Here is a 19,854-nt window from a genome sequence, read left to right on the forward strand (position 1 = left end):
TTACCTACCATGAGCAGATTTGAAAGACAGACCATATTATCTGGATTTGGGCAGGAAGGGCAAGGAAAATTATCCCATTCTAAAGTGCTGGTGGTGGGAGCAGGCGGTCTTGGCTGCCCTGCACTTCTCTATCTGGCCGCTGCCGGAGTGGGTACTATCGGTATAGCTGATGGTGATGAGGTATCCCTATCAAATTTAAACCGCCAGGTAATCTACGGAGAAAGGGATATCGGCAGATCAAAAGCTGAAGTAGCAGCAGAACAGATAAGAAACAAATACAGTGACATTCAGATAAATGTGATCCCCTATTTCTTAAACAAGGATAATGCTCTCTCGGTTATAGCCGCCTATGATCTGGTGCTGGATGGTTCAGATAACTTTGGCACCCGATATCTGATCAATGATGCCTGCTATATCCTTAAAAAACCACTCGTGTTTGGTGCCATATACCAACATGAAGGACAGGTAGCCATACTGAATGTACAGGATAATGAGGAACCTTTGACCTATAGGGATTTATTCCCTATTCCTCCATCTGCCTCCGAGGTGCCTAACTGCTCCGAAACCGGTGTGTTGGGCGTATTGCCGGGAATCATCGGTACCATGCAGGCCACAGAAGCTATAAAATATCTAACCAATTTTGGAAACCCATTGATCCACAAGGTTCTCTTTTACAATCTTAAAGACCATGGCACCTATATGCTTGATATCGGTTTAAATCCTGATGGAAGAAAACTGATGCCCAGGACCGCTTCTGAATTTCATCAAATGGACTATGCAGTAGTGTGTGGTCCAGGTGATCTGAAAAGATGGGAAGATGTGCAAACATTTATGGCGGAACATCCTGAAAACGCATGGTTGCTAGATGTGAGAGAAGATCATGAATTGCCAAAATTGGACAATTTACCTTATATTCCTATGCCGCTATCACATTTGAAAGACAAAATGCATGAACTGGCCGCATTGGATACTATTTTTGTATTTTGTCAGTCCGGTATAAGGAGCGCAAGAGCGGTAGAGGATCTTAAGGCTGCTATGCCGGCCAAAAATATTTATACAATAGAAGGAGGTATAAAATCCCTGCTTCAGAAAAACTGAGATGATGGAAAGAAAACCTAAAAACATATTTGTTGAAGGGCCGATCACACCTATAAAAATCGGGAACTCTATAGAAAACCACAGTAAGAAAACAGGTATAGGGGGCCACAGTATTTTTCTCGGACAGGTAAGGGCCGATGTAAAGGAAGAAGGAACAGTAAAAGGAATCGAGTACACTTGTTATGAAGAGATGGCCCTCGAAAAAGCTTTCGAGATCCGGGAAGATGTATTTGCCAAATACCCCCTTACCTGTATGCACATCTACCATAGCTTAGGTTATATAAAAGCAGGTGAAATATGTCTTTTCGTGTTCACATCCTCCAAACATCGTAAAGCAGCCATAGATGCCTGCGAAGAACTGGTCGAGCGGATTAAAAAAGAAGTCCCTATATGGGGCAAAGAGATCATAGGTGAGGAAAAGGCAGTTTGGAAGGAAAATAAATAAAAAAAGGACCGAATACCGGAATAGAAAAAGGCCAGAATACCGGAGACAAGAGAAGCTACACGCAGAGTTTATGTATGATGACCGGGCCATAGTTACCGAATATTTATAAAAGAAACTAATCATAGCTTCACCGCCGTGACGTAGGTATGGAATATGAAAGCTTTGATAAGAAAGAAATTGTGTCAAATAAAATTAGGACGTGACAAGTTAAATGAAAAAAATCGGAAATCGGGTTCTACTGACATCCGTCATCCGACAAATAAACAACCATGGTAAACATTACCCATAAAAGCAGTACATTACGTAAGGCCACCGCTCAGGCCATAGTAAAGGTGAGTTCGCCCGATACCATTACGGCAGTGCAGGAACGAAAAGTTCCCAAAGGAGACGTTTTTGAAATGGCCAAGACAGCAGGGCTTTTTGCTGCCAAGAGAACCAGTGACATGATCCCTGACTGTCACCCCCTGCCGATAGAATTCACCTCTGTCAAATATGACATCCAAGGATTAGATATTCATATCATTGTGGAAATCCACACTATTTACAAGACAGGTGTGGAAGTGGAAGCCATGCATGCCGCCTCCGTGGTGGCTCTCACGATGTATGACATGCTGAAGCCCATCGACAAAGGCATCAGCATTGAAAACATCAAACTGGTGGAAAAAAAAGGTGGTAAATCAGATTTCAATAAGGCAGTCCCTGATAGCTTTACCGCTGCAGTGATCGTCTGCTCGGATTCTATATCAAAGGGGGACAAAGAAGACCGCGCCGGCAAAGCTATTATTGATAACCTCAATTCCCATCAAGTATCTATAGCAGATTACATCATCATACCTGATGACCACGATGTCATACAGGAAAAGTTAAAGCATTATAGTGATACCAAAGTCAATATGGTCATTTTCACAGGGGGAACGGGCCTTTCACCAAGAGACATAACCCCTGAAGCTGTAGAACCACTTCTCGACACCAAAGTACCCGGCATAGAAGAAGCCATTCGGGCCTATGGCCAGCAGCGTACCCCTTACTCCATGCTTTCCCGCAGTGTGGCCGGACTTATCGGCGAAACTTTAGTCCTCGCTTTACCGGGGTCCACTAAAGGAGCCGCCGAATCCATGCAGGCAATCTTCCCGGCCATTTTACATGTCTTCAGGGTGATGGAGGGTGCCCGGCATGATTAACATTCTACTGTTCATAGACCATGTTTATTTTTCGAAATAACTATGGCCTATGGACCATATTCTACACGGCAACAATCACTTTTTTACCTGACTATCATCATGTTTTTCCGAAGGCTTCACCTGTACTTTTACGGTTGAAAAACGACCAAAATCACCCTTAATAATTGAAAAAGATGAAGAAGCCAGAATTATTGGACTTTGACCAGGAAAGAATCCGTATGCTGCACTATACCTGGATTGCTTTCTTTATAACTTTTTTCCTTTGGTTTAACATGGCCCCACTGGCCTCCACCATGTTGGACAAGTTGGACTGGATGACACCGGAACATATTAAGATTCTTGCCATATGTAATGTGGCACTTACCATACCCGCTAGGATAATTGTTGGGTCCCTTATTGATAGATATGGTCCCAGAAAGATCTTCAGCGGTCTGCTTATCGTGATGTCCATTCCAGTCTTTTTCTTTGCCTTTGGCAATACCTTTATGCAGCTGTTGGTATCCAGGTTGATACTAAGCTCCATCGGTGCCGGCTTTGTGATCGGGATCCGTCTGGTGGCGGACTGGTTTCCTCCCAAGATGGTCGGCAGAGCGGAAGGCTTCTATGCGGGTTGGGGCAACTTCGGATCTGCCTTTGCTGCGATGACACTGCCATGGATTGCCCTTGAACTTTTCAAGAATTATGAAGATGGTTGGAGATACGCTTTGGCCATCAATGGTGTGGTTTCTTTTGTATACGGATTTATCTATTACAGAGTAGCCAAGGATGTGCCTGAGGGAAAGAAATTCGTCGGGGTTAAAAAAACACAGCCGTTTATCGCCACCTCTTGGGTTGATCTGGTACAGCTGGTACTATGGTCTTTCCCACTCGTTGGGGCTTTGGGAGCCTTAGCCTGGAGATTGAGTAATGTATCCCTCAGTGATACCGGTGAACCATTTATCTCTGAGGAGTTGCTATATATCATCTGGGGAATTCTCTTATTGGTTTTTTTGGCCCATATCGGCAAGACCCTTCAGGTAAATATTCCACTGTTGAAAAAAGGGTTTGCAAAAAAGGACAGGTATTCCTTTTCCAGTGTGGCCGCCCTGAACACCACTTATTTTGCCAACTTCGGAGCTGAACTCGCGGTAGTGTCTATGTTACCTGTTTTCTTTGAAAGCACCTTTTCCATCAGTCCCACGATGGCTGGAATGGTAGCGGCCTCCTTTGCGGTGGTGAACTTATTTGCCAGACCGATAGGCGGTGTACTGTCAGATGCTTTGGGAAACCGGAAAAAGACCATGCTGATCTATATGTGCGGAATTACACTGGGATTTCTGGCCATGGGATTTATCAATGCGGCTTGGCCGCTATGGGTAGCGATCGCTGTGACCATCCTGTGTTCCCTATTCGTGCAGGGGGCTGAAGGAGCCACCTTTGCGGTTATCCCCTTTGTGAAGAAAAACATGACAGGGCAGATATCAGGAATGGCTGGTGCCTATGGCAATGTGGGAGCAGTGGTTTATCTGATCATCTATTCGATGGTAGATGCCAGTACATTCTTCTACATCCTATCTGCTGGAGCTGCTTTTAGCTTCCTCTTCTGCCTGATCTTTCTTAAAGAGCCGGAGGGGTCTTTTGCGGACGAGCATGTGGAAGATGTGGTGGTAGAGGCGCATTGAATAGTAGATGATCGACGTGCACCAGATGCTCTCACATTTAATAATAGTTTGATGATAAATAAGGGGTGAAGGGAAAATCTTCACCTTTTGTTTTTGGTGGCATTCTATATTAAGAATATAATTAATTAAATGCCGTATATTTCATATTACATCTTTAAATATTTACCTTCAACTTCCTAAACAATTAACTACCTGATCCTCATGCCATGTCGAAAGCCAACACTTTAGGTCTATACTTTTCAAAAAAGTTAAACCCATTCATCGGAAAAGAATTTTTTAATTTAGCTTCACAGGTAAATGAACCTATAGCAGATGAATTTTATCTCTGGTATGGTGATGTTTTTGATGTCAACCGAAAAAAATATCTCATATTCTCTAATGGGCTAACCAAATTTTCATTTGTGGTCCTTGACTATCGGGTGGATAAAAAGACTAACTTTTATAATACTTTTAGCACATATTTATCACATTCTTTACGGCATAATGGTTTCAACCCTGACATCTACTTTGAAAATATAGAATTTTATACCCATAATTCCCAGACGAGCAGATCTGCCATGTCACATCTCTCGCAGCTTAAGGACCTATGCGCTGAGGTAATAGCAGTGGAGGACTACATTCTTTATAAAAAAGAGGAACTTGAATATCTCAATCACTATGTAAATAGCTGGATCACCAGCTATAAAGACCGTAAAGGATATCATGAACCGAATCAGGTTTTCAAAGAAGAATGTGTAAATAGGGGAATGTTAGCAGACAGAGAACGATCCTTTTAATCTGATATATTACCATGGATACTTTTTTTAGCAAAATGGAAAAATTTGATTCCAATCTCTGGCAGTACCATATCCCTATACCGCATGAAATAGCAGCCAACTATATTGAAGGTGAAAACCGAAGGGTTTATTGCACCTTAAATGGCAGGTACAAAACCCAGTGTGCACTGATGAAATCAAAATCTTATTGGTATGTCTTAATTAATAAAGAGATCAGGAATAACTTGGCTGTAGACGAAGGTGATATGATAGCCGTTTTGCTGGAAAAGGACCATACGGAATTTGGGCATCATATGCCAGAAGAGTTGCAGGTGATGTTGGATCAGGATCAGGAAGGCAACAACTATTTCAGAATGCTTACCCCCGGAAAACAGCGCAGCCTAGTATATATTGTCACTACAGTAAAAAATCCAGATAGCAGATTACGCAAATCATTGGCTATAATCCATCACCTTAAGGAAGTAAAGGGAGTATTGGATTTTAAAATGCTGAATGAGACGATTAAGTATTATAATAATAACTGGAAGTAAAATTCTTTATGAACAAATAGTCATCAATTAGAAGTAAGTTCAGGACTTAATACTACTGATCATAGGTTCATCTCGGAGTATAAAAAAAGGCCATATATAAATATGACCTTTTACTATGGTAGATAAATCCTACTTACTTGGCGGCTGAGAGGGTCTAACCTCTATTTTGCTTGGTAAGGTTCTAGCGTTCAAAGCAAACAATCCTACGACCATCTCCCCTATATCTTCGATCTGAATCTTCCAGGCATCCTTGTCGCTAGGCTGGTGGTCATTAAAGTGCGTAGCTACTGAGCCCGGCATGATCGTGCTCACCCTGATCCCTGCCTGCCTCAGATCCAGCATGATGGCCTGCGTGAAGCCCGTCAGTCCAAACTTACTGGCATTGTAAGCTGATCCTCCTTCAAAGAAGTTGGTGCCCGCTAGACTTGATATGGTAATAAAGTAGCCTTTCGTTTTCTTTAGCGCCTCCACAGATGCTTTGATACTGTAGAATACTCCTGTCAAATTGGTATCTATGGTTTCATGCCACTGCTCCACTGACAGTTCCTCTATATTTGCAAAATGGCCTACTCCGGCATTCGCTACAAAATAATCCAAGCTGCCCCACTTTTCTGTCACTTGCTTTACAGCGTCCTGCTGGGCATCGAGATCACTCACGTCTGCCGTTATGGCCAGGACTTCCCCCTCCCCTGCATCTTTAAGCCTATTGGCTGCCTCTTCTATTCTTTCTTTATTTCTACCGGTGATTCCTACATTTACGCCATTCTTCAACAGGGCCTCGGCTATACCATAGCCTATTCCGGAACTCCCTCCGGTGATCAATGCGACTTTTCCTTTCATAAGTTCTCTTATCTTTTATTCTATTCAAAAATTTGTAATTGTTTAACAACAGGGGCAGGAATAGGTTTCAAAGGGAGTTAACTTTTGCACTGAATGTGGATTATTTAACTATGGTAAATAAGGCCCTATCATTAAAAGCATATTACCTACTTACTATCCTTGGATATTATCTTATAGGATTTTGCTTTTCCTGGCGACACAATTCCCCTGACAAATAGATCTTGGTGGTGGAAAAATGATTCCTACAGTTATTTTTAATCTACAAATCAAAGTTCTGAAACATAAAGCCATTCTTGTTCAAGTATGCTCTCTTAAGTCAGCTTACCAAATGTCTAATTGCAAATTTCCAATACTTATAAGTAAGCATTACTGTCAATAATAGTTTTGGACGGATCCTCTATATTAGACCACTCGCATAGTGAAAAAACCTCCCAGTGTGAGAGGTGTCTTCATACTCGTTTTCATAGCTTTAAAATATCTAAATTGAAGGCCATCAATCAAAGGTTAAAACAATATCTAGCTACATAGCATCCATCAGTTTAAATGATCCTTGTAAGCCTGTATGTCGGGATTTTCCTTTTTTCAATGAGAATTTGGAAAATCATGCTGCATATTAAATGCAGTCATATCCATATGGAATGTCACACATCATAGATTAAAGGAAATCTATCTCCTTGTATGATATTGATCTCAATGAATGTGAAAATATGACCAATATATAGTGTTAATTTAAATCAATCCTCTTTCAATATAAGGGTGGAAGGTATATCGGAAAGCCAAAGACTTTTAGCATCTACCAGTTTCTTCCAACTTTCCACACTTACCAGCATTAAGTCCTGATTGCTGACGATGGTTTTATCTATATTCTTTTCGCGAAGTACGTGAATGTGGTTTGGTGCCGTCTGTTCTATTGAACGAATCTTTTCTTTAAAATGCGGATTATCCTTAAGCATACCCTGCACATCCAGTAGAGTAATCTGCGATTGGGAATTATTGATCAGCTTCAGCATAAATCTGATCAAGAAAAAATCTGTCTCAGCAAATATAGGGATAAAAACGCTTTCTGCTTTCTCGAAGTTTTTATCTATAAGAACGCCCACCGGTATTTTGCTATTGGCTATAATTAACTGGGTCCTTTCATCAAATGGAGAGTTTTCAAAAAGACCCTCCTTGCCAGTCACCTGGTTTAAGATTTTTTCAGGATTGATGATGCGGGTGGTAAAACCTAGGATTTTACCCAGTAAACTGCCTTCAAAGATGGACTGCCCTACACCTACGAGCAGTAGATCAAAACCCCCTTTATTGGCCACTTCAGTAATATCTGAATCTATATTGTTGGACGCTTTGAATAAGGTGGTGATTTTTTGGCCCAATTGTTCAGATGCTTCTATAATCGGCAAAAAACTTTCCCTCTCGTACTGGGCAATATTATAATGATGCAGTTCATTAGTATGTGACAGGTGCATAGCCGTGACGACAGCCTGACCATTAAGGTTTTTAATGAAGCTGTTTGCCAGTTTGAGCAGGTTTTTACCCCCATTAGGGTTACCAAAACTGATCAGGATCTTATATTTATTAATCTGGCTTATCTCCTTGGGAGCTTCTTCCATATCTGACCGGAAACACCTATTGATTATATCTAATGCCGGCCCTGTCATAAACGTAGTAACCAAAGCCATAATGACCATCATAGCAAAAATTTCTGGAGCCAATACCCCTAAATCATAGCCTATATTCAGTACAACCAATTCCATAAGGCCCCTTGTGTTCATCAGTGCACCTATTGTCAAACTATCTTTCAGATTCTGTCCAACAAATTTAGCAGCAATGGCACTCCCCAAAAACTTGCCTACTACCGCCACCAATATGATCAACCCTGTCACTTTCCATAAATATGGATCATTCAGTAATCCAATTTCGGTTCTCAATCCGGTAAATACAAAAAATAAAGGTAAAAGTAAAACTAGGGCTACATCCTCCACTTTCTCTATAAAAATATTTCTGAACTTAGTGTTTTCAGGCATGATAGCACCTGCCATAAATGCTCCAAATAAGGCATGAATGCCTATAACTTCCGTTAAATACGAAGAAATAATTAAAGTTAAAAAGAATATAGCTACAATGGGTTTACTCAAATTTTCGCGTGTATTATGCAGATGTCCCACCCTGGCAAGGAAAGGCCGGACCACTCTGATCATCAATAATACATAAATAACTGCCAAGCCTATGATATAAAGAGCACTTAGAAAAGATCCAGCTTTGACTATGGCTATCACCACAGCCAACAAGCACCAGGCCGTAATATCATCTGCCGCTGCACAGGTAATCACCACTGTACCCAAACGGGTTTTATGCAAACCCCTTTCCTGTACGATTCGGGCCAAAACCGGAAATGCAGTAATACTCATCGCTATCCCCAGAAATAGTGCAAAGGATATAAACTGAACACCTTCGGGAGCAAATGATTGGTAGATAAAGTAAGCAAGTCCCATCCCCAATGCAAATGGTATGATAATACTGGCATGACTGATGACCACAGCGTCGTGGGCCTTATTTTTTAATACTTTAAGGTCTAATTCCATCCCTACCACAAACATGAACATGATAAGCCCTATCTGACTGAGAAATTGAAGATTGCCTAATGAAGCCGTAGGAAATAATGTAGCAGTAAAACCGGGGAAATACATACCTATCAAAGAAGGCCCTAAAACAATCCCTGCTATGATTTCCCCTATGACGGTTGGCTGACCGATTCTCTTGCAGACCCAGCCAAATAACCTGACCGTAAATATAATGGTAACAATTTGAGCCAAAAGAATTGCCAATGGATGTTCTAAATTATGCAATAGGGAATCCGTAAATTCTTGCCATTGGGTCTTTCCTGTGTTGGGAACCACTACATTCCTTCCCTGCTCTAACCCCGCACCCAAAAGAAGTATCCAATACATCAATGCAGTAAACCCTCCTATAATTCCTATATAAAATATACTGTTTTTCATTTTCTCCATGATCAGCTAGCTTTTTGATCTATCTTTAATTATGTTTCTGAAAAGGCATAACCTATCACTGATCGATGGTCATGAACTTATTCTAAAAAAGTCCACCCTCACTTTTATCAGGTGCTACGTAGTAAGGTTATGGTCATGACCGGTTTACATCTGACTAGTGCCCGGATGGACCGGAGAAGCTTACTACTGGTATAGGGCGTGAGAACACTGAGTTCGGATCCAGTTTCAATGGCAGTCACGATGCTTTTTGCAGGTTTAGTTACAGTAATTAGATTAAAATCATAGGAAGCTGGACAATGGACCCTCTCTATAACCATAGCAGCAAGATCTCCAGGTTTTATATGAAACATATATACACCTTCTTCTATCCATTCACCCAAAGGAAAATATCTAATCGGCTCACTGCAAGTGAAAGGAATGTCTATTTTCCTCAAAGAAGGTTTATGGCTTCTTTGGTACCAGATCGAATTTAATGTAAGTTCTGTCTCCATTGTTTGCACAGTTGATTTACACAAATATGAAAAGATATCTGTCGATAAATTTTGAATATGGTATGAAAGCATATGATTGTGTACCAAGAAAGGAAAAAATTGTAACCAATCAGCCGCTGATCTTATATAAGAACTCACGCTTGTAAGCCTCACTAAGCGTTAGTTTCAGTGGTTTGCCCGAATCTATAAATATATTGGTAGAAATTTCATCATAGGTAAATACTTGTACAGCTTTGAGGGAGATGAGCTCTTTTTTATTTATCCGGCAAAATTCAAACTCAGGCAAATCAATCAATAATCTGTCAAAAGATATGTTTTTTAACACCAGTACCTCCCCATCAAAAAGTCTAGCTACTTTATCTCTACTGTCCGTATCTGAGGTTTTGATGTAGACTAATCTATCAAAGAAAAGTATCGCTTTCCCTTTGTCCGTATTAACCTGAATAAAATTTTTGGTGTTGAGCTGTTTCTTTTTTCCTAAATGGGTGATTGCCTTTTGGACAGCTTGCTGTAACCTTTCAAGTTTGATAGGTTTTGTAATATAATCAATCGCATTTAGATCAAAAGCTTCCAAAGCGTAGTGTTTATATGCAGTAGCAAAAACAACGGGTTTTCCCTGCAACAAATTACTCACTTGGAGCCCGCTCATTTCTGGCATTTCTATATCCAGGATACAAAAATCAAAAGTGAGATTAGCCGCCTCTTTTAGGAATACGATAGGGCTATTAAATGCTTTTACCACTTCCAGTTCAGGAATTTGTTCACAGAGCATTTTCAGATAAGTCAGTCCAGGAAGCTCGTCATCTAGTAGCAAGCATTTTAGCTTTGTGTCCAAGTAGATTGATTTTTAGTTGGGCAATATACACGTCTCCTTCTGTAAATCTTTCCAGTTTAAAGTTTTCTTTATAGATAATCTTTAGCCTTTGTTCCAATGTCTGCGTGCCGATGCCACTGTGCTGCTTATACAGTTGCTTTTTTACTGATATCTTATTGGAAACATTTAAGTAAAAAACACTTTCTTTAAATTCAAAAGTTATAGAGATAAATGCATCCGCAGTTTGGAGATCAGCATGTTTAAAGGCATTTTCAATCAAATCAATAGAAATCAATGGGGCGAGTAGCTCTTGCTCATAGAGCGGCTCAGATTCATTGATGCTAGTCTTTACTTTTATATCAAATAATGGACTGGTTTTTATCTTGTTTATCTCGATCAGGTTCAAGGCAAATTCTATTTCCTCCTTGGGTGTTACAAATCGGTTCTGGCTTTCATATAAGATATAATCCAGAACATTGGCCATTTTATCCAGAGCATAATAGGTCTGATAAGCATGGGACTGGATAGAGTTTAATATGTTCTTAAAAAGATGGGGATCCAATCTGGATTCAAGTGACTTCAATTCTAGCGAATTGATTTCTTTTTCATAAAGACGAAATCTATTTTCCGTGTCCTTTAATCTTCTTTGTGCATAAACCAATCGGGTATACATATAAAAGATTATACCCCCCGTCAAAATAAATAGTCCAGCTATCCAAATTAACATTGGACTGGAGTAGGTTAAAAATAGGGCCATCGGTAATTATACTTCATCAGTAGGTTTCATTTTATCCTTTATATCTAGGGTTGAGCTAAAGACACGGTTTTTTTTATTCTATAAGGAGAATAAATAGAGCCAATATACAACAATAAACCTGACATCTTTCCTATCCACTCATTTTTTCCACCTACTCTGAGGCCCCTTCTTTCTCTCCTAAAGCTTTATATAAAGCATCTACAAAGACCTGCTCCGGCTGCGCTCCACTGATTCCAAATTTGTTGTCAATTACAAAGAAAGGGACTCCTCTAACACCAAGCTGCTGCGCTTCATATATTTCCTGCCTTACCTTATCCTCAAACAGATCCGATTCCAGCATTTTTCTAACTTCGTCTTCATCAAGTCCGATTTTTTTTCCGAGGGTTATTAGAGTATCCTTATCATCCATGTTCTTACCTTCGATAAAGTAAGCCTGAAAAAGAATTTCCTCAGCCATATCTCCCAGTAAATGCACCTTGGCCATCTGTATCAGGCGGTGGGCATTGCGGGTATTGGCGACCACGGTTTTTTCGAAGTTAAATTTTAATCCAGATTGGGCAGCCATTTGGGCTACTTGATCTGTCATCTGTTTGGCTTGTTCCAATGACATGTTCTTAATCTCCGCCAGATAATCCAAAGAAGATTTCGAAGGGTCAGTTACAATTTCAGGATTGAGCAAAAAGCTTTTCCATTCTACCTCGATTTTATCCCGAAACGTAACCTGAGAAAGAGCAGCTTCAAATTTTCTTTTACCGATATAACAAAATGGACACATGATGTCCGACCAGATTTCTACTTTCATAGCTGTAAAATTAGTGTTTTTGAAAAAGAGTTCCCCCTGAAATAAGCAGGACCATTCGTTATTGATTGAAGCGCTTGTTCTTCAGCTGATTACTTTAGACATTTTTCATTGCATCAATATGTAAATATCCTCATTTCAGCGAAAAAGCCTTCCCGACTTTACGTTTTTTGGATTTTATCTTTCTTATGTGCCCAACTGATATAAGACATAATTCTGATACTTGTCCATTACATTTAAACATCGTACTTCTTATGACAAAAATAATTTTTCATTACTTTCCTTGCATTTAATTTAAATAGTAACAAACTTTACGCTTCCAATTTAAAAAATGACTTATATCTATAACATAGCTAGAATCACCGCTAAAAACACCCATTCAGGTGTGATGAGTATGGCTATGACTACATTTATAAGGACCGGCTTTTTTTATAGGGCATAGTCCCTGCTATATTCTTGGCATCCTATGTGGATACCTATTCCGACACTTACCTATCAATAAAGTTTCTTATCCGATTTAAAGTCTAGATCTAATCTACCGAATCTACATTTCTTTACTATCAGCCATGATAAAGAAAAATTTCATTATTCAGCCTGCTGAGGCCAAACACGGCGAGTACGCAGAAACAATTGTCGAAGAGATGGCACTCTCAGCTCAGGCCAGAGGTACCGGAATAGCCCGACGAAGTCCTGAATATATCAAACAGAAAATGCTGGAAGGAAAAGCCGTCATCGCCCTCACCAAAGAAGGGGAATGGGCAGGATTTTGCTACATAGAAGCCTGGGGACACGAGAAGTTCGTAGCCAATTCAGGACTTATTGTTTCACCACAGTTCAGAAAATCTGGGTTGGCCAGAGAAATAAAACAGGCTATCTTTAGGCTCAGCAGAAAAAAATACCCACATGCCAAGATCTTTGGACTGACGACAGGTGCTGCCGTGATGAAGATAAACTCTGAATTAGGCTACATACCTGTCAGTTATTCAGACTTGACCACGGATGATGATTTTTGGAAAGGCTGCCAAAGCTGTGTCAATGTGGAAATACTGAAAAGTAAAAACAGGCAAAACTGTCTCTGCACAGCCATGCTTTATGTACCTAAGGACCAAAAGCAAAAAAAAGGTATTAAACTGAGAGATTTTAGCAATAATCTAAACCTTTTTGAAAGATGGGTAAGGATCAAGAAAAAAATATTATTAAAATTTAATAAAAACATCATTACAAACATCATCCAGTCATGAAAAAAGTACTACTCGCCTACAGTGGCGGCCTAGACACCACTTACTGCGCCTTGTATTTAAGTAAAATTAAAGGATTTGAAGTCCATGCTGTTATGGTCAATACAGGAGGTTTTGATCAAAGTGAACTTTCCGAAGTGGAAAAAAGAGCCGCAGCATTGGGCATTGCTTCTTTTGAAGTATTGGATGTGACACAGGAGTATTACGATAAAGTAATCAAATTTCTCATCTTTGGTAACGTACTAAAAAACCAGACTTACCCACTTTCGGTAAGTGCTGAGCGGATAGTTCAGGCAAAAGCCATAGCTGAACACGCAAAAAAAATAAATGCTGCTGCCATAGCACATGGCAGTACCGGAGCCGGCAATGATCAGGTAAGGTTTGATATGATCTTCCAGACCATCCATCCTGCAGCTGAGATCATTACTCCTATACGAGACCTTAAGCTAAGCAGAGAGGAAGAAATCAGCTTCCTTAAAGAGCATGGCGTTCAAATGAACTTTGAAAAAGCGGCTTATTCCATTAATAAAGGGATCTGGGGTACATCAGTTGGCGGCAAAGAAACACTGACCTCACATGGAAGTCTCCCAGATGAAGCCTATCCTACACAATTTACCAAATCGGAACCGGAAACGTTAGAAATTACATTTGAAAAAGGTGAAATAGCAGCTGTCAACGGGGAATCCCTAGATCCTGTCAAAGCCATTCAAAAAATACAGTCACTGGCCGCGCCTTTTGCCATCGGCAGGGATATACATGTGGGAGACACCATCATCGGCATCAAAGGTAGGGTGGGATTTGAAGCTGCAGCAGCTTTGATCATCATAAAGGCCCACCAGCTACTCGAGAAACATACCCTTACCAAGTGGCAGACTTTCTGGAAAAACCAGCTATCTGAATTTTACGGCACCCACTTGCATGAAGGCCATTACCTGGACCCTGCCATGAGAAATATGGAAGCATTTATGTCAGATACCCAGCAGTTCGTTACCGGTAAGGTATCAGTTGAACTGCTGCCCTACAGATTTAAGCTTATAGGCATCTCTTCTGAACATGACCTGATGTCTGCTAAGTTTGGAAGCTACGGAGAAATGAACACCGGATGGACAGGAGATGATGTAAAAGGCTTCACCAAAATATTTGGAAACCAGACTTCTATTTTTCACCAAGTCAATAAAACATTGGATAATGACTAAAATAAAAGCAGGCATCATCGGGGCAGCAGGATATACAGGTGGAGAACTGGCAAGGCTACTGCTAAACCACCCAAATTGTGAGCTTATTTCTATCCACAGCAACAGTCAGAAAGGTAAAAAAATCTATGAAACGCATCCTGATCTGATAGGTGACTCCGATCTGATCTTCACAGACCACGTCCACACTGATCTGGATGTGGTATTCTTAGCGCTCCCCCATGGAGAGGCCAAAGGATTTTTGGAGCGTCATCAGTATCCAAAAGAAACAATTATCATCGACCTCAGCACAGATTATAGGGATGAATCTGAGGATTTTGTTTACGGCCTGCCTGAAATCAACAAATCCAGGATCATGACTGCTAAAAAGATCGCTAACCCAGGCTGTTTTGCTACCGCGATTCAGCTCGCAGTAGCACCAGCGGTCGCCCACAGGTTAGTGGCAGGAGATATCCATGTCACCGGTATCACTGGCAGTACAGGTGCGGGTAAGCAGATGAACGAATTCACCCACTTCACCCAGCGAAACCAAAACATATCAGTTTACAAGCTTTTTAACCACCAGCATCTAAAGGAAATTAATGCCACCCTGGTGGCCTTGGATAAAGATTTTAAAAAAGAGATTTTATTTGTACCCTATCGGGGCAACTTTTCAAGGGGCATATGGATCACTGCCTATTTTCCATACAACAGGACTTTGGAAGACGCCTACGCGATGTACAGGGAATTCTATCAAGAAGAAGCCTTTACACATGTTTCAGATAAAGAAATTTCCTTGAAACAGGTAGTCAATACCAATAAATGTATCATTCATTTACAAAATCTACAAGGACAACTGGTGGTGACAGCAGCTATTGACAACTTGGTAAAAGGAGCATCAGGACAGGCTGTCCACAATTTAAACCTAGCGATGGGCTTCGAAGAAACGGCAGGCCTTCATCTGAAAAGTATCGCTTTCTAATTGAAAAAACTATGAAACCATTTGACGTATATCCTCTGATAGACATCACCCCCATAAAAGCAGAAGGATATAAACTCTGGGATGATCAGGGAAACGAATACTTTGACCTCTATGGTGGGCATGCAGTTATTTCCATAGGACATAATCATCCCCACTACCTGATGAGAATCAAAGAGCAACTGGAAAAGATATCTTTTTATTCTAATTCTGTACAGATACCCATACAAAAAGAACTGGCAACGCTTCTGGGAAAACTGTCGGGATATGAAGATTATGACCTATTCCTTTGCAGCTCAGGTGCAGAAGCTAACGAAAATGCACTTAAACTAGCATCCTTTGAAACCAATAAAGCAGGTTTTATATCATTTAAAGGGGCGTTTCATGGCCGTACCAGTGGAGCAGTAGCCCTGACGGACAATCCCAAGATAATAGCTCCCTTTAATGCCGCCCATCAGGCCCACATCCTGCCTATGGATTTAGGCGTAGTAGAAGAAGTGCTTAAGCGTAAAGATATAGCCGGGATCATCATTGAGGGGATTCAGGGAGTAGCAGGTATTCAGGTCCCCGGAGACGGTTTTCTGTTGGGACTGCAGACCCTGGCCAAGCAGTATGGTGCCAAATTGATCTTGGATGAAGTACAGTCCGGCTATGGCCGTACAGGAAAATTCTTTGCCCATCAATGGGTAGAAGGATTAAAGCCGGATCTGATTACGGTAGCCAAGGGCATGGGAAATGGGTTTCCTATAGGAGGTGTACTCATCAGTCCGGATATTCCTGCTAAACATGGTATGCTGGGTACGACATTTGGTGGTAATCATCTGGCTTGTGTGGCGGCTATGGCTGTTTTAGAGGTAATGGATTCTGAAGAGTTGACTGAGAATGCCCACCATTTAGGCCTGAAGTTAACAGATAGATTAAAAGCTATGGAAGGGGTCACCCAGGTCAGGGGCCGCGGACTCATGATCGGTTTGGATCTGGAGGGAGAAGCGGCGCCTATACGCTCAGCGCTCATAAAAGACTTCAGGATCTTTACCGGCAATGCAGCCAATAAACATACCATCCGGATCTTGCCTCCACTCAATATATCCGCATCTGCTTTGGATTATTTTGTGGAAAGCTTTGAAAAAGCCCTTGTTTTAAATAAAGTTGTTTAACCCTTTACCTCTATTTTTATGAAATCTTTTACCCAGTTTAAAGATTATGATTCAGCCAATGAATTGATTGAAACTGCTCTGCATTATAAAAAATATCCCTACGTAGATGCTTCACTGGGGAAAGGCAAAAGGATAGGCCTTATCTTTTTGAATCCTAGTCTTAGAACCCGTGTCAGTACCCAAATCGCAGCATCCAATTTAGGCATGGAAGCCATAGTTTTGAATATTGACCAAGATGGCTGGGCATTGGAATTTGAAGACGGGGTGAAGATGAATAAAAAATCAGTAGAACATGTCAAAGAAGCAGCCGCTGTGCTGGGGTCTTATTTTGACATATTGGCGCTGAGGGCTTTCCCTTCGCTTACTGATAAAGAAAAAGATATGGAAGAATATATCTTTACCACTTTTGCCAAATATGCAGGTAAGCCGATCATCAGCTTGGAAAGCGCTACCAGGCATCCCCTGCAGAGCCTCGCGGATATGATCACCATCAAAGAACAAAAGGTGAAAGATAAGCCAAAGGTAGTCCTCACCTGGGCACCCCACATCAAAGCCATTCCCCATGCAGTGGCCAATTCTTTTGCAGAATGGGCTTTGGGCTGTGATTATGACCTTACCATTACCCATCCTCCAGGGTATGAACTCGATGAAAAATTTACCCAGGGAGCCCACATCACCATAGATCAGGAGGAAGCGCTGAAAGATGCAGACTTTGTATATGTGAAAAACTGGTGTGTCTACCATGATTATGGAAAAATTCAGATGATGGGTGATGACTGGATGCTTACGGAGGAAAAACTATCAGCTAGTCCCAATGCCAAAATCATGCACTGCCTTCCGGTAAGGAGAAACCTGGAAATTTCTGATGAAATACTGGATGGAAAAAGAAGCTTGGTACAGGAGCAGGCCAATAACCGGGTATTTGCCGCCCAGGCCGTTTTAAGCAAAATTTTAAAATAACCTGACTGTATAAATCATGAAAATTAGTATAATAAAAATAGGAGGAAATGTCATAGATTTCCCTGATAAGCTGGACCATTTTTTAAGTTTATTTGAGGAAGTACCTGGCCAAAAAGTCCTGGTGCATGGAGGAGGAGTCCTGGCCACACGGCTTAGCGAAAGGTTAGGTATAACGCCTAATATGGTAGAAGGCCGCCGAATTACTGATCAGGAAACACTGGAAGTGGTCACCATGGTATATGCTGGTCTGGTAAACAAACAGATCGTAGCTAAACTTCAAAGCCATCATATCAATGCCATGGGACTAAGCGGTGCCGATGGTAACCTCATACGGGCTATTAAACGACCTGTGGGTAAAATAGACTATGGTTATGTAGGGGATGTCCAAGATGTAAATGCCCCCCTTCTAGAAATTTTGTTGGAAAAAAACTGCGTACCCGTAGTTCCTGCCATCACTCATGACGGCAGCGGCCAACTACTGAATACCAATGCAGATACCATAGCTGCCGAAATCGGTATAGCCCTGGCAGAAAAGCATGAAGTTTCTATATTTTATTGCTTTGACAAAAAAGGTGTACTAAAAGATATTTCCGATGAAGATTCCTTTATACCAGAAATTAATTTTTCTAGCTATGAAAAACTCAAAGAGGAAAATGTGATCCATTCCGGTATGATCCCAAAACTGGACAATGCCTTTAAAGCCATCTCTAAAGGAATCCTGCAAGTATGGTTAGGCCGCGCGGATCAGGTACATGAGGCTATAAAAGAGGAAAAAGTCGGTACATTCATCAGGTTTTAAAAAAAATTACATTGAACCACACAGATTTAAAAGCAGTCCATAGTGAAACCCTTCAGTTACTTCAACAGCTGATTGAAATTCCTTCCATAAGCCAGAATGAAGAACACACCGCAAAACTTATAGCCGCCTATTTTCTAAAAAAGAAGATCCCTTATCACCAAAAATACCATAACATTTGGGCAAAAAACAAAAAATTCGATCCCTTACTTCCCACCCTCCTGCTAAACTCCCATCATGATACTGTAAAGCCCAATGCTGGGTATACCAAAAACCCTTATAAAGCAGAGATAGAAGACGGGAAATTATACGGACTGGGGTCAAATGATGCCGGTGGATGTCTGGTAGCACTTATAGCTGCTTTTACTTATTACTATGAACATGATTTGCCTTTTAACCTGATCATAGCTGCTACTGCAGAAGAGGAAATCAGCGGAAAGTCAGGTATTGCTGCGATTATAAATGATTTTCCCGAAATTGAATTGGCCATAGTAGGTGAACCTACGCTACTACAACTGGCAGTAGCCGAAAAAGGCCTTATGGTCATAGATGCGCGGGTAAAAGGAATATCTGGACATGCTGCGCGGGAAGAAGGTGAAAATGCGATTTATAAAACATTGGGAGATCTTCAGGTTTTAAAAAATTTTAGCTTTAAGAAAACGTCTAAATTTCTAGGGGCAAGCAAAGCCTCGGTCACTGTCATCAATGCCGGTCTTCAGCATAATGTAGTGCCAGACCTTTGCACCTATTGTATAGACGTGAGGGTGACTGATGCCTATACCTTGGAAGAAGCCCTCGAGGAACTTAGAGGAATATTAAAAGCTGAACTGGTTCCGAGATCCTTAAGGCTCAACTCTTCCAAAGTACCTGATGATCATAAAATTTTATTAATTTCTAAGAAAATGGATCTGGTCCAATACGGTAGCCCTACCTTATCAGATCAGGCACTCATCCCCTACCCGTCTGTAAAAATTGGCCCTGGTGATTCCGCCCGGTCGCATACTTCTGATGAATTTATTTATGTAGAAGAAGTCTATCAGGGAATTGATTTTTACATTAACTTAATTCAGCAATATGCTGAAGTTACCCACTCATTAAATAAAGAAATGCTATGAAATCGAGCATGAAGAAAACTTCAAATACTGTGATAAA

The 19,854-nt window shown here is 40.9% G+C and carries 19 protein-coding genes; 13 read left to right on the forward strand and 6 right to left on the reverse strand.

Annotation, left to right across the window (positions count from 1 at the left end; genetic code table 11):
• Positions 1-9: 9 nt before the first annotated feature.
• The 6 genes from EL17_RS01120 (at position 10) to EL17_RS01145 (ending at position 5,691) form a co-directional block, all read left to right on the forward strand.
• Positions 10-1,098: a HesA/MoeB/ThiF family protein gene (locus tag EL17_RS01120; protein ID WP_035068838.1), complete on the forward strand. Its 1,089-nt coding sequence runs from the start codon at positions 10-12 to the stop codon at positions 1,096-1,098.
• 1 nt (position 1,099) lies between these two features.
• Entirely contained in the window at positions 1,100-1,543 is a 444-nt protein-coding gene (locus EL17_RS01125; protein ID WP_394332151.1) for a molybdenum cofactor biosynthesis protein MoaE, read from the forward strand.
• 269 nt (positions 1,544-1,812) lie between these two features.
• On the forward strand, positions 1,813-2,724 hold the full coding sequence (moaCB, locus tag EL17_RS01130; RefSeq protein ID WP_035068841.1) for a bifunctional molybdenum cofactor biosynthesis protein MoaC/MoaB: 912 nt from the start codon (positions 1,813-1,815) through the stop codon (positions 2,722-2,724).
• A gap of 173 nt (positions 2,725-2,897) precedes the next feature.
• Positions 2,898-4,385 (forward strand): MFS transporter, encoded by a 1,488-nt coding sequence (locus EL17_RS01135; RefSeq protein ID WP_035068843.1) that lies wholly within the window; start codon positions 2,898-2,900, stop codon positions 4,383-4,385.
• Between the two features lie 206 nt (positions 4,386-4,591).
• A complete protein-coding gene (locus tag EL17_RS01140; RefSeq protein ID WP_035068846.1) occupies positions 4,592-5,161 on the forward strand; it encodes a DUF6933 domain-containing protein in 570 nt (189 codons plus the stop codon).
• A 14-nt stretch (positions 5,162-5,175) separates the two neighbouring features.
• Positions 5,176-5,691, forward strand: a complete 516-nt coding sequence (locus EL17_RS01145) for a YdeI/OmpD-associated family protein (RefSeq protein WP_035068847.1) — start codon at positions 5,176-5,178, stop codon at positions 5,689-5,691.
• A 129-nt stretch (positions 5,692-5,820) separates the two neighbouring features.
• On the opposite strand, the gene EL17_RS01150 is transcribed toward EL17_RS01145, so the two are convergent.
• The 6 genes from EL17_RS01150 to EL17_RS01175 form a co-directional block, all read right to left on the reverse strand.
• Positions 5,821-6,531: an SDR family oxidoreductase gene (locus EL17_RS01150; protein WP_035068850.1), complete on the reverse strand. Its 711-nt coding sequence runs from the start codon at positions 6,529-6,531 to the stop codon at positions 5,821-5,823.
• A gap of 734 nt (positions 6,532-7,265) precedes the next feature.
• Positions 7,266-9,539 carry a cation:proton antiporter gene (locus EL17_RS01155; RefSeq protein ID WP_035068852.1) on the reverse strand — a complete coding sequence of 758 codons (2,274 nt, stop codon included), beginning with the start codon at positions 9,537-9,539 and terminating at the stop codon, positions 7,266-7,268.
• A 107-nt stretch (positions 9,540-9,646) separates the two neighbouring features.
• Positions 9,647-10,030: a hypothetical protein gene (locus EL17_RS01160; RefSeq protein ID WP_035068855.1), complete on the reverse strand. Its 384-nt coding sequence runs from the start codon at positions 10,028-10,030 to the stop codon at positions 9,647-9,649.
• Positions 10,031-10,139: 109 nt separating this feature from the next.
• Entirely contained in the window at positions 10,140-10,844 is a 705-nt protein-coding gene (locus EL17_RS01165) for a LytR/AlgR family response regulator transcription factor (RefSeq protein WP_240485905.1), read from the reverse strand.
• Positions 10,831-11,517, reverse strand: coding sequence for a sensor histidine kinase (locus tag EL17_RS01170; protein ID WP_240485906.1), 687 nt, complete (start codon positions 11,515-11,517; stop codon positions 10,831-10,833). Before EL17_RS01170 ends, EL17_RS01165 begins: the two co-directional genes overlap by 14 nt.
• A 235-nt stretch (positions 11,518-11,752) precedes the next feature.
• Complete coding sequence (locus EL17_RS01175) at positions 11,753-12,403, reverse strand: DsbA family oxidoreductase (RefSeq protein WP_035069032.1); 651 nt, start codon at positions 12,401-12,403, stop codon at positions 11,753-11,755.
• A gap of 563 nt (positions 12,404-12,966) precedes the next feature.
• Between EL17_RS01175 and EL17_RS01180 the strand changes: the two genes are divergently transcribed.
• The 7 genes from EL17_RS01180 to EL17_RS01210 are packed head-to-tail and all read left to right on the forward strand — an operon-like array spanning position 12,967 to position 19,817.
• Positions 12,967-13,641 (forward strand): acetyltransferase, encoded by a 675-nt coding sequence (locus tag EL17_RS01180; protein WP_035068861.1) that lies wholly within the window; start codon positions 12,967-12,969, stop codon positions 13,639-13,641.
• Positions 13,638-14,834: an argininosuccinate synthase gene (locus EL17_RS01185; protein ID WP_035068864.1), complete on the forward strand. Its 1,197-nt coding sequence runs from the start codon at positions 13,638-13,640 to the stop codon at positions 14,832-14,834. Before EL17_RS01180 ends, EL17_RS01185 begins: the two co-directional genes overlap by 4 nt.
• Positions 14,827-15,792 (forward strand): N-acetyl-gamma-glutamyl-phosphate reductase, encoded by a 966-nt coding sequence (argC, locus tag EL17_RS01190; RefSeq protein WP_035068867.1) that lies wholly within the window; start codon positions 14,827-14,829, stop codon positions 15,790-15,792. The genes EL17_RS01185 and argC overlap by 8 nt, the downstream gene beginning before the upstream one ends.
• A gap of 11 nt (positions 15,793-15,803) precedes the next feature.
• On the forward strand, positions 15,804-16,946 hold the full coding sequence (locus EL17_RS01195) for an aspartate aminotransferase family protein (protein ID WP_035068868.1): 1,143 nt from the start codon (positions 15,804-15,806) through the stop codon (positions 16,944-16,946).
• 18 nt (positions 16,947-16,964) lie between these two features.
• The gene (locus EL17_RS01200; protein ID WP_035068870.1) at positions 16,965-17,906 is read left to right on the forward strand and encodes a Rossmann-fold NAD(P)-binding domain-containing protein; all 942 of its coding nucleotides are present in this window, start codon (positions 16,965-16,967) and stop codon (positions 17,904-17,906) included.
• Positions 17,907-17,922: 16 nt separating this feature from the next.
• The gene (gene argB / locus EL17_RS01205) at positions 17,923-18,705 is read left to right on the forward strand and encodes an acetylglutamate kinase (RefSeq protein ID WP_035068872.1); all 783 of its coding nucleotides are present in this window, start codon (positions 17,923-17,925) and stop codon (positions 18,703-18,705) included.
• 11 nt (positions 18,706-18,716) lie between these two features.
• Positions 18,717-19,817: a M20/M25/M40 family metallo-hydrolase gene (locus EL17_RS01210; protein ID WP_035068875.1), complete on the forward strand. Its 1,101-nt coding sequence runs from the start codon at positions 18,717-18,719 to the stop codon at positions 19,815-19,817.
• Positions 19,818-19,854: the final 37 nt, after the last annotated feature.

Origin of the sequence: Anditalea andensis (assembly GCF_000714815.1) — a bacterium.
GTDB lineage: Bacteria > Bacteroidota > Bacteroidia > Cytophagales > Cyclobacteriaceae > Anditalea > Anditalea andensis.

Excerpts from the sequence above, each read along its gene's own strand:
- EL17_RS01120 (WP_035068838.1), top strand. The coding sequence starts at position 10 with ATGAGCAGATTTGAAAGACAGACCATATTATCTGGATTTGGGCAGGAA.
- EL17_RS01125 (WP_394332151.1), top strand. The coding sequence starts at position 1,100 with ATGATGGAAAGAAAACCTAAAAACATATTTGTTGAAGGGCCGATCACA.
- moaCB (WP_035068841.1), top strand. The coding sequence starts at position 1,813 with ATGGTAAACATTACCCATAAAAGCAGTACATTACGTAAGGCCACCGCT.
- EL17_RS01135 (WP_035068843.1), top strand. The coding sequence starts at position 2,898 with ATGAAGAAGCCAGAATTATTGGACTTTGACCAGGAAAGAATCCGTATG.
- EL17_RS01140 (WP_035068846.1), top strand. The coding sequence starts at position 4,592 with ATGTCGAAAGCCAACACTTTAGGTCTATACTTTTCAAAAAAGTTAAAC.
- EL17_RS01145 (WP_035068847.1), top strand. The coding sequence starts at position 5,176 with ATGGATACTTTTTTTAGCAAAATGGAAAAATTTGATTCCAATCTCTGG.
- EL17_RS01150 (WP_035068850.1), bottom strand. The coding sequence starts at position 6,531 with ATGAAAGGAAAAGTCGCATTGATCACCGGAGGGAGTTCCGGAATAGGC.
- EL17_RS01155 (WP_035068852.1), bottom strand. The coding sequence starts at position 9,539 with ATGGAGAAAATGAAAAACAGTATATTTTATATAGGAATTATAGGAGGG.
- EL17_RS01160 (WP_035068855.1), bottom strand. The coding sequence starts at position 10,030 with ATGGAGACAGAACTTACATTAAATTCGATCTGGTACCAAAGAAGCCAT.
- EL17_RS01170 (WP_240485906.1), bottom strand. The coding sequence starts at position 11,517 with ATGTATACCCGATTGGTTTATGCACAAAGAAGATTAAAGGACACGGAA.
- EL17_RS01175 (WP_035069032.1), bottom strand. The coding sequence starts at position 12,403 with ATGAAAGTAGAAATCTGGTCGGACATCATGTGTCCATTTTGTTATATC.
- EL17_RS01180 (WP_035068861.1), top strand. The coding sequence starts at position 12,967 with ATGATAAAGAAAAATTTCATTATTCAGCCTGCTGAGGCCAAACACGGC.
- EL17_RS01185 (WP_035068864.1), top strand. The coding sequence starts at position 13,638 with ATGAAAAAAGTACTACTCGCCTACAGTGGCGGCCTAGACACCACTTAC.
- argC (WP_035068867.1), top strand. The coding sequence starts at position 14,827 with ATGACTAAAATAAAAGCAGGCATCATCGGGGCAGCAGGATATACAGGT.
- EL17_RS01195 (WP_035068868.1), top strand. The coding sequence starts at position 15,804 with ATGAAACCATTTGACGTATATCCTCTGATAGACATCACCCCCATAAAA.
- EL17_RS01200 (WP_035068870.1), top strand. The coding sequence starts at position 16,965 with ATGAAATCTTTTACCCAGTTTAAAGATTATGATTCAGCCAATGAATTG.
- argB (WP_035068872.1), top strand. The coding sequence starts at position 17,923 with ATGAAAATTAGTATAATAAAAATAGGAGGAAATGTCATAGATTTCCCT.